12 protein-coding genes are annotated in these 14,992 nt (G+C 42.3%); 4 read left to right on the forward strand and 8 right to left on the reverse strand.

The annotated features are described in order from the left end of the window. Window positions 1-4: 4 nt before the first annotated feature. From L4D09_RS24455 to L4D09_RS24470, 4 genes are all read right to left on the reverse strand, one after another. Window positions 5-904, reverse strand: a complete 900-nt coding sequence (locus tag L4D09_RS24455; RefSeq protein ID WP_428460167.1) for an ROK family protein — start codon at window positions 902-904, stop codon at window positions 5-7. A gap of 152 nt (window positions 905-1,056) precedes the next feature. Further along, entirely contained in the window at window positions 1,057-2,562 is a 1,506-nt protein-coding gene (locus tag L4D09_RS24460) for an MFS transporter (protein WP_428460156.1), read from the reverse strand. Window positions 2,563-2,615: 53 nt separating this feature from the next. Beyond that, window positions 2,616-3,701 carry a beta-galactosidase BglB gene (gene bglB, locus L4D09_RS24465; protein ID WP_428460157.1) on the reverse strand — a complete coding sequence of 362 codons (1,086 nt, stop codon included), beginning with the start codon at window positions 3,699-3,701 and terminating at the stop codon, window positions 2,616-2,618. 14 nt (window positions 3,702-3,715) lie between these two features. Beyond that, window positions 3,716-6,175 (reverse strand): PA14 domain-containing protein, encoded by a 2,460-nt coding sequence (locus L4D09_RS24470; protein ID WP_428460158.1) that lies wholly within the window; start codon window positions 6,173-6,175, stop codon window positions 3,716-3,718. A gap of 299 nt (window positions 6,176-6,474) precedes the next feature. On the opposite strand from L4D09_RS24470, the gene L4D09_RS24475 reads away from it, so the two are divergent. Both L4D09_RS24475 and manA read left to right on the forward strand, forming a co-directional pair. Then, window positions 6,475-7,509, forward strand: a complete 1,035-nt coding sequence (locus tag L4D09_RS24475) for a LacI family DNA-binding transcriptional regulator (RefSeq protein WP_428460159.1) — start codon at window positions 6,475-6,477, stop codon at window positions 7,507-7,509. Window positions 7,510-7,804: 295 nt separating this feature from the next. Continuing rightward, window positions 7,805-9,007 (forward strand): mannose-6-phosphate isomerase, class I, encoded by a 1,203-nt coding sequence (manA, locus tag L4D09_RS24480; protein WP_428460160.1) that lies wholly within the window; start codon window positions 7,805-7,807, stop codon window positions 9,005-9,007. 112 nt (window positions 9,008-9,119) lie between these two features. Here the strand turns inward: manA and L4D09_RS24485 are convergent, their stop codons facing one another. From L4D09_RS24485 to L4D09_RS24495, 3 genes are all read right to left on the reverse strand, one after another. Further along, window positions 9,120-9,314 carry an antitoxin Xre/MbcA/ParS toxin-binding domain-containing protein gene (locus L4D09_RS24485; RefSeq protein ID WP_428460161.1) on the reverse strand — a complete coding sequence of 65 codons (195 nt, stop codon included), beginning with the start codon at window positions 9,312-9,314 and terminating at the stop codon, window positions 9,120-9,122. 82 nt (window positions 9,315-9,396) lie between these two features. Further along, entirely contained in the window at window positions 9,397-10,143 is a 747-nt protein-coding gene (locus L4D09_RS24490) for a dienelactone hydrolase family protein (protein ID WP_428460162.1), read from the reverse strand. Between the two features lie 372 nt (window positions 10,144-10,515). Continuing rightward, window positions 10,516-11,490 (reverse strand): helix-turn-helix domain-containing protein, encoded by a 975-nt coding sequence (locus L4D09_RS24495; RefSeq protein WP_428460163.1) that lies wholly within the window; start codon window positions 11,488-11,490, stop codon window positions 10,516-10,518. Between the two features lie 169 nt (window positions 11,491-11,659). Between L4D09_RS24495 and L4D09_RS24500 the strand changes: the two genes are divergently transcribed. Together L4D09_RS24500 and L4D09_RS24505 are read left to right on the forward strand one after the other, a co-directional pair. Continuing rightward, complete coding sequence (locus L4D09_RS24500; RefSeq protein WP_428460164.1) at window positions 11,660-13,036, forward strand: serine hydrolase domain-containing protein; 1,377 nt, start codon at window positions 11,660-11,662, stop codon at window positions 13,034-13,036. Window positions 13,037-13,114: 78 nt separating this feature from the next. After that, window positions 13,115-13,894 carry a hypothetical protein gene (locus tag L4D09_RS24505; protein WP_428460165.1) on the forward strand — a complete coding sequence of 260 codons (780 nt, stop codon included), beginning with the start codon at window positions 13,115-13,117 and terminating at the stop codon, window positions 13,892-13,894. Window positions 13,895-14,062: 168 nt separating this feature from the next. Here the strand turns inward: L4D09_RS24505 and L4D09_RS24510 are convergent, their stop codons facing one another. Further along, window positions 14,063-14,806 (reverse strand): oligogalacturonate-specific porin KdgM family protein, encoded by a 744-nt coding sequence (locus L4D09_RS24510; protein ID WP_428460166.1) that lies wholly within the window; start codon window positions 14,804-14,806, stop codon window positions 14,063-14,065. Window positions 14,807-14,992: the final 186 nt, after the last annotated feature.

The raw sequence follows: 14,992 nt of genomic DNA on the forward strand, positions 1-14,992 counted from the left end.
AAATTTATCGAAAAAGAGGCAACCATGCAGCTCCACGAACACCACTACTATCACCAAATTTTGCAGGTAATATTTTAGTACGGCACTCATTCCCCATCACATAGCGTGAAAGTTGCTGCGGAATATCATCAAAAAGGGAAGATACGTTAGAAAGACCGCCACCTATAACGATGACGTCAGGATCTACCATACTGATAATCGTTGCAAAGCTACGAGCAATTTGATCAATTAACTGATAGTAAGCTAATCGGCAACTCATCTCGCCAGAGTGCACCCCCGTTATAATATCAGCAGCTGATAGAGATTGACCGAAACGTTGCAGGTACTGCATTTCTAACCCAGAGCCCGAGATATAACGTTCAATACAGTTACTTTTACCACAATAACACTTCTGCTCTTGCCCATCTTCAGCAACGCTATAACCCGGTAAAGGGTTGTGTCCCCATTCACCAGCAGTACCATTCGGCCCAATCAAAACCTGCTTATTCACCACTAAACCGCCGCCGCATCCAGTCCCTAAGATCACACCAAACACAACATGACCACTACTTCCTGCACCATCTACAGCTTCAGAAAGAGCGAAACAGTTAGCATCATTTGCGATATACACATCCCGCTCTAATTGTACCTGCAAGTCACTCTTAAAATCTTGGCCATTAAGAAATGTACAGTTGGCATTTTTAACAAGCCCAGTTTCGGAACAAATCGTTCCCGGAATACCAACGCCAATACTACCTTTACAATTTAAATGATCTTCAGCCTTATATATTAAACGGCAAACAGCCGTGACAAAGTCTTTATAGTTATCTGGCGTTTTTATTCTCTGGTTATAAATATTTTCGCCTTCCGTATTAAAGGCTACAATTTCTATTTTTGTTCCACCAATATCCAAGCCAAACCTAATCATTATGAACGCCTATGAATTATCTTAATTAAATACTTTTTATCGCTATCTATTGATCTAGCCGTAAGAATGCTGAAAGCACATTACTTTGCTTTCAGCATAGGGGGTGATTTAGGTCATATTAATAAGAGCAGCTCATCCTCCCCCTTTATTTACTTCGTCGCTTCTAACAAACGGTTCGCAACTTTCTTTTTTGCCGCCTTATTTCCCCAAGTGTATTCATATTCCCAGCCTGTTAGCATTTCAACAACTTGCTTCGCTTCCGCAGGTACTTCTTCTTTTGCGCCGCCGTCTTTTAGTCGTTTCACTTCAGCAACTAGAATCTCATGATTTTCTTTGTTCAACTTAAATCGCACTGCACCGTAAAATGCCACCATTGCCAATACCGCTGGTGCCAATAGGAATAACCAGTACACGCCATTAATTGTTTCAACAGTTTGTACTTCTGCGCCTGATTCAAATCCAAAATATTGTAAGCCAATACTAGCTATCAACATTGCTGTCGCTTGGCAAATCTTACGACCGAGGGTCATCACACCCGAGAAAATACCAGCACGACGTTTACCTGATAATACTTCATCAACATCTGGGATAGAGTTGAATACCACCCAAGGGATAAGGTAAATACCCCCTCGTGCCAAGCCCATAATCACAGCACCGACCAGAACTAGTACAGCCATTTCTCCGCCTAGGCCTGGTAGAAGGCCAAAGTAAGCAAGGCTTGTTAGCATAAAGACAATGGCAATTTTGAAGGCGTTTGAGTTACCAGCCTTAAGCGCTACCCAAGTAAACAATGTAACACCGACAAACTGCATAGCTGTCATGACACTCAGTGCAGTACCACCTTGAGTTGGCGTCATCCCTATAACCATTGTCATATAGTGCATGAACAGCGAACCGAAAATATCTAGCGCAACTGAGCCACCGATGTACATCATCAAATGGAAGCGGAACGCTTTCAATTGGAACGTCGTCGCCATTTCTTTGTAAAGGTGGATCAGTGTGTCTTTAAAGCCTCCAATATCTTCTTTAGGTGGTAATAAAGCCGGGTCGCATTCCCATGTATAACGATAAATGAATACCCAAGGCAAAGTGAATAACACTGCGAATAAGCCGCCGATATACATAAAGGCTTCAGCCTGATCAGCAACACGTGCCATGATAAGCCCAGGGATGAACGTCACAAGGAAAGCCGTTATTTGGCCAAACGTCATCCGACAGCTACTCATCTTAGTTCGAGTCTGGTAGTCATCCGTCATTTCATTTGGCAGCGTACTATATGGTGTCATTACAATTGTGTTCATTGTATTGAATAGTAAGTACGTTGCTAAATAATAACCAAATCCAAACCCTGAAATAAACATCAACCCGAATACGAGAAGGAAAGGTGCTCCAAAAAGAATAAATACGCGGCGACGCCCAAATCGAGTTCTTATATTATCAGTAATATAAGCAACGATTGGATCAGTAAAACCATCCCATACTTTTGCAATAGCAAATATCAAACCCGCTTCAATGGGTGAAAGCCCTGCAACTTGCGTATAGAAATAAAGCATCCACAAACCTATAATGGTGCCAGCACCGCTACCAAATATATCTCCAGACCCCCATGCAATTATATTTTTCCAACCTACCTGTCTTTTCTCTGTTATTGTCATCACGTTGCCTTTTTAATTTATATTTTATTAAACTGGTGTAGGGTGAGGCGTTATTAAATCCACTCTCCTTGAATTAGCTCTGTAATACACATCATGGCTAATGCTTGCCCATAGGGAACTGGGGTATTGGGGATATCAAAATAGTATTGAATATCATGTCCCATAGCAGTACCATCCGACGCTTCCAGCAAAATACCTTTACTATCTATTCTCGTAATCACCGCATTAAGCGCAGACAATCCTGACTGGGTAACCCGATGTCGCTTTTCATTATCAATTAACCCTACTCGGCAACCACGCAACATACCGTAAGCAAAGCCAGCAACAGCAGACGATTCCTGTGGAGAGCTATCATCATCTAGCACTGTATGCCACATGCCGTTTTGACTTTGATGAGTAATCAATGCATCTACCTGACGCCTAAACAAAGAAGTAAGATGCTGTTTCACTGCAGGGTTAAGCTGTTCACCAACTAATGCAAATAACTCTGGGATCGCCACCGTTATCCATGCATTACCCCGAGCCCAAAACACCTCGGAGAAATTATGGCTCCCTTCAGACGTCCAGCCATGAAACCATAACCCTGTTTTCTTATCGGCCAAGTACTGGGCATGGGTCAAGAACTGTAATTCAGCCTCATGAATCAGCTCTTTCCGATTTAACAATCTTCCTGCTTGGGCAAGAAATAAACCAGTCATGAATAAAGTATCGTCCCATAACTGCCCCTCATTCAGTCTTTCTTTCACTACATGCTGAAAGCCACCACCATAGACCCGCGGTAATGAGTTAATTAAATAGTCAGCCCAGTCATTAATTAGTTTATGCCAATCTTGCCTTTGGTTTTTCTCCGCTAATAAGGCTAGCGTTATCATAGGTGCCGTAGTATTTATTTGAGCTTCAGGTAATCCTTTCTCTATTTGCACCTCAAACCATTTTTCTAATGCACAAAGTAAATGTTTATTATCTGTATATTCCGCATATTGGTATAAACCATATATACCAACACCTATTTCCCATTCCCACTCTTCAAATTCAATTGTTATTTCATTATCAGAACACGGGTTAAAGTCGCCTATACCCTTTAATCCACATAGGCCAGAACTTAACTGCTTAAGAAGTTCAACATGGTTGTTTTTCATTTTACTACTTACCATTATTTTACTATCGGATTTACGCCAACATCTTTAGGGAATGACCAAGGTTGATCATTGATATAACACTCACCACTCCAAGAAAGAGTAAAAGTCTGATTATCGGGCTCTGTAACTGTTGCTGTTAAATCACTGCTGCTATTACGCAGTGAGATATTAGAGTTTCTCCACGCAGTAATGACTGATTCGAAATCGCTGGTTAAAGTCCCAACGGAAACGTACCAAGCGGTTTTAGTACCATAACAACGTACTTCTCGCCCGCGGGTAATACCACTCTCAACAAGTTCAATCGGACTCGATGCACCAATAACGGCGTAGGCTTGTCCCGAACGGATAAAGCACCAATGTGTATCAACAACTACTTCATCGAGGCTTTCTGCTGGTAGGTAGAGGTGGGTATAAGCCAAGCGAGGACTCTCGCCTAAATTGTATACCATCATCGCACTCTGTTTATGTTGCATCACTCTAGGTAATACCCCGTTGCCTGCCCAATAAGATGGTCGTCCGTCTCCCCCTGGGACATCTTCTCCGGGATGGTTGATCCAAAGACGTGCTTTCGGGTTATGAGCAAATTGAATATCAAGCACATGCTGCTGATGGCCTGCTAGGCCAGTATTGTGGCCTATCACACTAGATAAGGTGACGCCCCGCTGTTTCCAAGCTGCTACTTTGGCACAACGATCCATGCCCAGAGTGTAGTATGCTTCGACAGTATCCCGATCAGACAGCGTCGCAACTTCATGCGTCAACACCGATGGCTGGTACTGGCTTAAACAGAACATCGGCAGAGATGCACACATACGGGTATGCCAACCTTCTCCCCACGCTACATGACCAAATCCAGCTAATTCAGTCATTTCATTGGCCATGAGTTCTTTTTCATAGACCCTGCCCATCGTGCCACCAGCAACACCATCTTGATAGTGAATAGCTCCCATTAACATCAAACGATCAATTACCGTTTTCGCCTTCTCACGGATCGACTCACACTCAGCAAGTTCATACAGCGCGAATAGCCCAATATAGTCAATCGGGTAATAGCAGGATGAATTCCACTCTGTTAGTCCATTTAGAAGAATATGATCGAACCAACGATGCAAGCGCTCAGTTGCAACCTCCTGTTGCTGCAATCCAGTCCGGCCAGAACAAAGAAATTGTTCACGTGGGAAGAATTGCCCTGCGAGTAATTGTGATACGTGGAAACACAGCACATGGTTTTCACTCCAAAACCACATCGAATCATTACCAGGTTCATCCAACCAATACCGATAGCCAAGAATTGACGAACGTGTTCGATCCCACATTTTATCTGGCAGCTGAGTGTAGCTATGTTGTTTCCAAGCCCACAGAACAGATACCATCCAAAAGTCTGAGCAGTCTTCACGTACACTTATCTTTTGCAGGGTACGATTCAAAATTGAAGTAGCTTGCTCTGTGTGTTGGTTTAACTCGAGTAACGCCAGTAGCTTACCCGTGATATCCATCCCTTCACTGGCGGTATATTGCAAAGCATCCGCCTTGCGCTTTACTAAGGAAAGACTAACTTGTGCTTTCGCACCTGGCATAATATTAATACCAAAGTGACGCGTAATTTTGATATCACGCCAGCAGAATGTTAAAGCCAAAGAATAATGTGCAGGCTTAAGCGATGTTGGTAACACAACGCTAAATTGCGTTTCACCTTCATTGACTACTTGTATCGATACCGGTTCATCTGTTTCTTCTTCATTCGACATCCCAATTACATTGCCCGAGACCTGAACCTGTCCATCCATCTGGCAAGAGCTATCAAAGTACAACTGATGAGAAACAACGTTCATTTCAAAAACCAGCTGCGAAACAAATGCCTCTAATGCTTTTAGGTTTTCGCTATTAATACTGGCAAGGCTTGCCTGAATTGAACGCGAGTCTAAGGAGGTTAATTCGAAAAAGAACTGAGTATCACGTTCATATAACTCTTCAGCATGGACGACGACTGAATTTGACCCCGCATTCAATGGCAAAGCCAACTCTGTTACTTGCTCACTGTTTCTCTGAAAAGGTGTAAACGTACTTGTTAATTCTCCGTTTACCCATACTCGAACCCCACCACAGGTTGCTAGCCGAAAACGATATTCGCCAGAGTCAGTCACGTTAAGAACGGTTTCAGCCCAACGTTGAACATGAGTAGGAATATGGATAAAGCCTGAAAAATCTACCTTATTACTACCATTCGCAAAATAGACCTGATCCACCAATACTTTCTCATCCAAGCTCACGGCTCGATTTGCCATCGACTTCCAAAAAACTTTTCGACAAGGTAAGTCACCGACATCAACAAAACCATTTTGGAACTTATATTGCACACGATCGATCATAGTTTCATGATCTTCAAATTGACCGAAGCGGCGACATACTGGCTGTGAAACCAAAAATCGAGTTAAGGTATCACCTTCATTTATCTTCCAGCTGGTGTTTTGCATCGTTACTACTCAATTTCAAAATGTTGTTTTATTTTACAACCCCAGAAACCAAGTGCAATATTTGCACGCGTTGCATAATTTAATTTCGGGAATATCGTCTCATCAGTTCAATTAACCATCGCCAATTTCGTGATTCATATCACATTGACATGCTATTTTTAATATAAAAACCATGGTTCTTATCATAAAACTTACACACAGAATGCAAAATTTGCATGATTTAAAAAGGCAATGCAAATAAACAATAAAATAATGTTAGACTAGTAAAAACAGCACCCGATAATGAGAATAAATTCAGCGTGACATTAAAAGATATAGCCCAAAAAGCAGGTGTCTCAGTCAGCACGGTATCACGTGTATTAAATGGAACAGCAACCATTAGCCAGCCTGTAAAAACGCAAATTATGGAGATCGCCAAAGAAATAGGCTATCTCGATAAAGTCAGAAAAAACAAAGCAGTAGAAGCAAATTCTTTATCAGGGAAAAGGTTGCTTTTAGTCACACCACGAGACGCGGTATTAAATCGTAGCGGCAATATGATTTCCTATACCTTAGTGGAATCAATCAAGAAAGCCTGCAATGAACAAAATATAGAGCTCACCTCATTTCTCACCGAAGCAAACCGATTATCCGTGCAAAAGTTGCATCAGCTACTAAATAAACAATTGTATGATGGCGTTGTTGTCGTGTGGGCTGATCAATCTGAATTATTAGCGGTCATTAGCGAGCATCATATCCCTACGGTTCTGATCAATGGTGAAGACAGAGCCATGAATGTAGACTCTGTTGGTGTAAGTAATCGCTATGGTGCAATGGCCGCCGTTGACCATTTGTTGGAAAAAGGCCATCAAGATATCGGCTTACTCAGCTATTCTGGTCGTCAAACGATCTACTTGCGTGAAAATGGTTATCGTGACAGTTTGTACAATGACAATCGTTCAATAAACCCTGATTTCAGTATCATCGCAAGTGATTACAGTGATGGCGCTTCCGAGGCTGCTGTCGAGGCTTGGCTATCAAATCATAATGGTGTTTTACCTATCACCGCTCTTTTCTGTGTTACTGACAGCCTTGCTCTTGGAGCGATAAGTGCGTTTCAAAAACACGGCATAAAAGTTCCGGAGGATATTTCAATAGTAGGCATGGATGGAATACTTCCATTAGACTTAATTGAACCAAAGCTAACCACGGTTAAACTGCCATTTGAATCTCTTCCTACTGAAGCACTTCGTCTACTTGAACGGCAGATTTGTCATAGCGAAAAAAGTGATTACCACATTCACCTTGAACTCAGTTGCGAACTGATAGAAAGAGATAGCGTGAGGCCGTATTAACCGTCAATAAATATTCTAAGCCAAACAAACCACACGGCTCTATACCACTATAATCATTCTAGAAATAGTGATTGGAATTAGCTCATATATTAAACTTTTTATGAGCTAACCTCCCACCACTTCATTGAAAGTACACTTCAATACAATAAAAAGCGTTTTTTTAAACCTTTTCACAATATGCAACTAAGCTAAATTAAGCCACGCATAAAACAATGGGATGTAAGTCCTGCTGAAATTTGCGATTAAACGGATATCACCCAACGTAACGGAGTCAGCATTTGACATAAGGATTGTTATGACAACTGCACCTAAATTCCCTCACTTTTATCAAATGAATAACGTTATTCAAGATTACGCTTGGGGCAGTAAAACCTCCATCAGTTCGCTGTTTGGCATAAAGAACCCCGAAAGCAAACCTCAAGCAGAAATATGGATGGGAGCTCATCAAAATGGCTGCTCTAAGATCACTGTCGCTGACAAACCGATCTTGCTCTCCGAGTTTATATATCGCCACAAGACGGCACTAATTGGTGAGAAAGCCGATAAGTTATTTGGGGACTTACCGTATTTATTTAAAGTGTTGGCAGCAGATAAAGCCCTGTCAATTCAGGTTCACCCGAGTAAAGAACAAGCTAGAGTTGGCTTCGCTTATGAAGAGGCGATGGGAATACCACAATCTGATAGCCATCGTAACTATAAAGATCCGAATCACAAGCCCGAGTTAATCTATGCCTTAACCACCTATCAAGCGATGAATGGTTTTCGTGAATATGATGAAATAGTGGGCTTATTCAGTGCTATCGAAATAGAAGAAATCTCTGCTTTGGTTAACCTGCTCCAAGCCAACCAAAACCAAACTGGTTTAAAACGTTTTTTCGAAGCCATACTGTCTTTGAATGGCACCATCAAGACAACTATCGTCACTAAGCTCACCGATTATGCAGAAAAACACCGTGATGATGCACTGTTTTCATTAATTTTAGAGCTTGCAGAACAGTATCCCGGTGATATCGGCCTTTTCTCTCCATTAATGCTAAATACCATCACGCTTGAACAAGGCGAAGCAATGTACCTTCACGCTTGTACACCCCATGCTTATATCAAAGGGACAGGCCTAGAAATAATGGCTAATTCTGACAATGTATTACGTGCTGGATTAACACCAAAGCATATGGATGTAAAAGAATTAGTTGATTGTACCTGCTTCACCCCAACAAGTGTTGATGAGCTACGCTTAATACCCAACCGATATAGCAACGTCGATAACTACCCAATACCGGTACCCGATTTTAAATTCAGTGTATATCACAACGCGAACAAAACGCCTCTCAAGGTTAACAGTGCAGAGATATTACTGGCTCTGGATACCCCACTCACTGTCACCCATGCCGACGGCGAAACCATGACAGTGAACAAGGGTGAATCTATATTTATCACCGCCTGCACCGAATCATATTATGCTAACTCTGAAGGTGCTTTTGCCCGAGCTTATAATTAACCATTCGCAGCTTGAGAGTTAATAGTAAACAAAAATGCCAGATAGGTTCTCTATCTGGCATTTTCAATCTAATACGATGTTAGGTAATTGCGTATCCAGCCACTTCAATCAATTAAACGCCAGATTCCAATTTCTTAAGCAATTCGTTTACTTGCTCTGTACCTTTGGCTGAGCGACATAAGCTGGCAGGTGTAACCAAACCGAGCTCAATATTTTCGGTCGTGAACCACGACTCTGTCGCTTCTTGGCTACCAAAATAATCAAGCGCTTGTCCATATAGTTCCGCTGGGATCTGCTTTTTTTCCATATTCATTCCCTATCCACTTCTGGTAATTATGACTAACTTAGCGAGATTTTAAGCGGCTATCAGTTAACAGCGTCACATTCAGCTATAACGTATTTTCATCAAGATAGGTTAAAAATCGCTGCCACGATTTGTAATCAGCATCCTGACGATAATTATCAGAACCGTACACTGTAAATGCATGAGGTGCGCCACTATAAACAATCATTTCATTGGTTACACCAGCTTGTTCTAACTCCTGGGATAAATCAGCAAAGTCCGCCATAGGAATCGCCGCATCTGCAGCACCATGCATCACTAGAATATTGCCTTTTGACTTGGTGTAATCCTGCCCTTCTGGTGTCTGAAGCCCACCATGGAAAGTAACGAACCCTTTCATATCAGCACCAGAGCGTGCTAATTCCAATACGGCAGCGCCACCAAAGCAATAGCCCATCGCGACGGTATTATCAGTATTAGCACCGAGAGAATCAGCCATAGACAAAGCCCCACCCATTAAATCACGCATTTTCTGGCGGTCTTTATACAGCTCACCGGTATGCTGTCGCTTATCTTTGACTTCAGTAGGGCGCACCCCGGCCCCAAATAAATCAGCGGCGAAAACGGCATACCCTTCTTCCGCCAGCATTTCAGCACGCTTTACTTCATAGTCTGTTAAGCCATCCCAATCATGGATCAGTAGGATCAGCGGTGCACCTTTCTCATCTGGGGTTATATAATAACCCTCGTAGTTCTGGTCATTGACCTTATATTCAATTACCCGACCCTGATCTGCCCACGATATAACAGGGAAAACAGCCAGCACCGCACCAACTAGAAGCCTATTTCTCATCACACTTACCTATGCATATTAAGACACTTATAGTGACTGTAAGTGTAGGCTTTATTTGAGATAAGCGTTTAAACGAGCCAAACCTACCTGCAGAACAAAAAGAAGCTCAGAAAAAAGAACAAGCAAGATAATGTATTACAGCCTGCGCCGTGAAGTGATCTGGAAGGGAAACTAGATCTATTATTGTAGAAAGCTCATCCGTGATTCATCTGTTCCAAGTCTCTATCATTACCCACAATACGGATTCTTGCGTATTGCTCGTTCACAGTTTAATTGCCGATAGTGAAGGGGCAAACGGAAATATAGAACTATGCAAATATTGAGCAAGTGTTTTTGAGGAAATAACATAGCCTAACCTGATCCCCGCTAAACCTAATCCGTATTTTTCTTTCGATATGCTGGTGCCGTATACCCCGTCCACTTCTTAAATGCTCGGTTAAAGTTACTTAAATCATCATACCCTACCCGCCATGCGACTTCTTGAGTACTCAGCTCTGGTTTACTAAGTAGCTCTATTGCAAGCTCTCGCCTTTCGGCATCGCGCATTTCTCTGAAGGTTACACCTTCAGAGATTAAATTCCGCTGTAAGGTTCTAGACGTCATACCTAATAACTGTGCAAACCAGTTAATATTAAACCATGGTAATGGTGCATAGGTTTTAATCAAGCTTTGTACCGACTGATGCCAACAGACTTCCAACTCTTTTTTCGGTATTTGGTGAAAATCGATTGGAAGAGGGACGGTGAATCCTCCAAAGGGCTGGTTAAATTCAATCTGAGTATTGTGAAAGTGTGCAGGAAGTTTACTGGCGTTAGCATCGGTTGAAACCAATTTTGCTTGTTGTGGTTGCCAATAACCATCAATGAACCGACGACAAAAATTAACCAAGGCTAATGTTCTAAACCATTCGGCTTGTTCGAAACCTGGTGTAAACTCACGATAAGCACTTCGATGACAAAGCCACCATTGCCCATCAATCATTTCAGTCCAAATGATAACGTGATTACTCAACTTAGGTATTTCATTCGCTAAAAGTTGAACCCCTTCTGATAGCGAGCAACAACGTTGAGCTTTTTTATCTAAATCCGGTGATAACTGCTTAGCGGTCACAAATCGGCCAATCTCAATACCAATAAGATAGCCATACCTTCTTTCTAGCCCATATAAAAACAGCATCAAATCTTTTGTCGGCAACCACTGCTGCAGCGTCATTACCTCCACAGGCAAATGATACTCTATAGCGATACCTTTCCAATCAAGGCCATTTTTTTCACAATACTCAATGAACGGACGTATGTTTCCTGCCGAGCTCAAAAGAATGTCAGTCGTCGATGATGTTGATTTCATGCTATGCCGTAGGGTTACATTTAATTAATGACTTATAAGTTTTCAATTTTAGCCTAGAGACTCAACGCCGTATTGTTTCAGCTCATAAGCCCAGCCTTATGTCGCTATCTGACCTATAGGTATTTTATAAGGAAAATATAATCTCCACTATCCAAACAAGGAGATACCTATGAAACTCAAAGCCATTGCTCTATTGGCCTCTACGTTAGTTCTTCCTACTTCTTATGCATTTAGCTCAAACGATGCCGTCACTGAAAACCCAGTTGAAGCTGCCCTAAAAGCCGAAGGCGCATTAGTTAATCTTCCTGTCGAGGCAGCAAAAGGGCAATTTGCACCTGAATTTGTCGATGCTGCCCGTGCGAACTACAATAACTTCCACTGGCAAATGGGTGGTGATCACGGACTTTACTACAACATGAGCATGAATGAGTTCATGCCTACCGCGATTGCTTCCCCAAACGAAGCATATAGGCCGCTTGTTAAAGCGATTAACCCAGAACTCAGTAAACTGACTGTCAATACGCAAGCGAAAGGCGAACTGACAATGGATGAGTACCTAGCTGATCCAGCGTTCCGTACTCAAGGCTTCATGCTAATTCACGAAGGTAAAATTGTTTACGAAGCCTACCCAGGTATGAAGCCAACTGACCGCCATGTTTGGGCTTCAGCAGCTAAAACGACTGTCGGTTTAATTGTCGCTCAATTGGTTGAAGAAGGTAAAGTTGATCCAAACAAGCCTATTACAACATATGTCCCAGAACTAAAAGATACGGCTTGGGACGAAGTCACAGTACTTAACGTGCTTAATCACACTACCGGTTTTGATAACGAAGAAACGCTAGAATCGATCCTTGATCCAGACTCACCCGTTGTACGTTTCTTTGCATCAAGCTTTGGCACACCTCGTTTTTCTACTGGCAAGGTTGAAAGTTGGCTAGATGTCGCAATAAATACTGAAAAGAAAGCCGATGAACCAGCTGGTACACGCTTTAGCTATGCATCAATCAATACCATGATCTTGACCAAAATGATTGAGCACCTTGAAGATACAACATTTACAAAAGTGTTTGAAGTTCGTGTTTGGGGCAAGATGACAGCTCGTCAGCCAGCCCTATTCAATCAAACGCCGGACGGTATGGCTATTGCCGTTGGTCTAATGCTAACTACGTTAGAAGACATGGCTCGCTACGGCATGCTATTCACACCTAGCTGGGAAGCTACTGCTACCGAGCCTGTGGTATCACAAGCAGTTATTGACCGTATTCTAACCAGCGGTGACCCTAAAACTCACACCAACACGACGAAGCAGAAGAGTTCAATTAGCTCAGCTGGCGAAGCCTCTTCATATCAGTCATACCAGTTTGACTTCATCTTTGACGATGGCGCAATGGCGAAGAGCGGTAACTTAGGCCAGTACATTTACGTTGATCCTAACCGTGACTTTGTCGGCGTTGTTTTCTCAACTAACCCATACCACTCCGGTTACGGTGAATTCAAAGCACCGACATTCATGCGCCAAGCTGCCAAGCTGCTTGCTGACCAATAACGTCTTTCTAACAAGCAGCTCCTGACAAATAAACCAACGTAATATCGCTTCAAGGACGAAGCAAACTTAGAGAACACAATGAAAAAGTTTGCTTTACTTGCTCCACTTGCAGCATGTCTTGCTGCACCTGTTATGGCAGAAGAAGAACAGGTTATCGACCCAGCTGACGTTACCAAGGTGTATACGCAGTCAGCACTAATGTTCAGTGGAAACTCTGAATTTCAATGGCAAGCTCAAATTGCCGGCGGCTTAGAAAACGGTCAGCAGTTCGCTCTCTTGAGCGAAGCAACATTTGATAACAAAGATAACGACGAAAACAAGTTTGGTTTCGATTACCAAACTTCACGTACTCAGTACTTCCATGTATTCAACACTGGCTCATCCACACTGCCTAAAGTGGGCGCTTCGCTAGATTACGTGAATACCCGTACCAACTCAGTGAAGAATGACTTGCTGTCAATTGGCGCTGTTGCCGCAATTAACCCAGCCTACACCGGCGGTTTACTTGTATTTCCTCGTGCTGGCGTAATGACAGGTAGCATGGAAGTTCTAGATGCCGGTATGAATAGCAAGGATGACCTAACCGGTTATAGCCTAAGCCTAATCACTGCTGTTTATTTAGGTGATGGCGGCTCATACCTTTCTGTTGTACCTGAGTGGCAAGACCTATCTGGTGACGAAATTGAAATGCAAAATCTATCGATTAAAGCATCAATAAACGTCCCACTAAACAGTGCTCGTACTTGGTGGTTGAATACTCGCTATGACTTTACTAAATCAGACCTTGAAGTTAACGGGACTGACTTAGGCGGTGATTGGGAAACCCAAGCATGGCTGGGCGTTCGCCACTACTTCTAATAAACAATAATTAATATATCAAGCCACCTCATATTAGCGGTGGCTTTTAACCTATAAATATTTATGAAAATTAACCGACTTTCACTTGTTTGCAGTCTCGTTCTAACAAGTGCTTCTGGTTACGCCTCTACCCCAGCATACGATATTGATTTAATTATTGGGGATCAATTAAAGATTCATCACAAAGCCAAAACGAATTGCATAATCTTGCTCTCGCTTTCCTGTTTCATTAACATACGTCTCGTCCAGCGAAACTAATTCCATATATGGGGTCCAAGTTTCATTTAATTGGTAATTAACCATCACTGTATGTTCCCAGTAATCATCTCGGCCTGTACCTTGGTCGACACCATCTTGGAAACGGTAACGAGGGTTATACATAAAGCCCCAGTCGCCTACAGACTTAGAAAGCCACAAATCAAACTGATTAGAGGCACCACGAGTGTTGCCACTGCCATCTAGGTAAGTTTTACCATTGGCATCATTCGACCAGTTGTAACGGTAGCGGCCAGTAACAGACAAACCGTTATCAAAGCTCGTACCCAACTTCAGGTATGGGCGGTATTCAGTCCAGTTCGGCGCGGTTACTAACACTAAACCAGGCGACCAGTAGGTACTTTCGTTAATGCTGAACTTATACGTCGCTTCAAACTCTTGCGCAGCAGCTTTAAGGCCATTCTTATCTTCGTCGTTTGAATCATTACCGCCAAAGTAACTGTCGTTATGGATCTGCGCTGCTTCCGCACTGAAATAAAAGCCATTATCAAAGGTGTGCATAAACTTTATGCGGCTATCTTTATTTTCAGAGGTAGTGTTATAACCTAAACGAACGTCTAATTTTGTCTCGCCAGCGAAAGTAGGATAAGCCGTGCTTGCCAATAGTGCAGCACAAATCAGAGTATGTTTTTTCATTATTAAACCTATTTAAAATAGTGGTATTTTGTTTCGAGGCCACTATAAAAGGCGAATAAGAAGAGGTAAAAGGTATGATCATACATTCGATGTATGAAGGTTCATGTGGAAGTTCGGTCACACTAAATAATATAAAACACAGTTAAAAATAATTAACATTATATAGCCATAAGACTTATATCATTC

This window comes from Photobacterium makurazakiensis (assembly GCF_050336715.1).
GTDB lineage: Bacteria > Pseudomonadota > Gammaproteobacteria > Enterobacterales > Vibrionaceae > Photobacterium > Photobacterium makurazakiensis.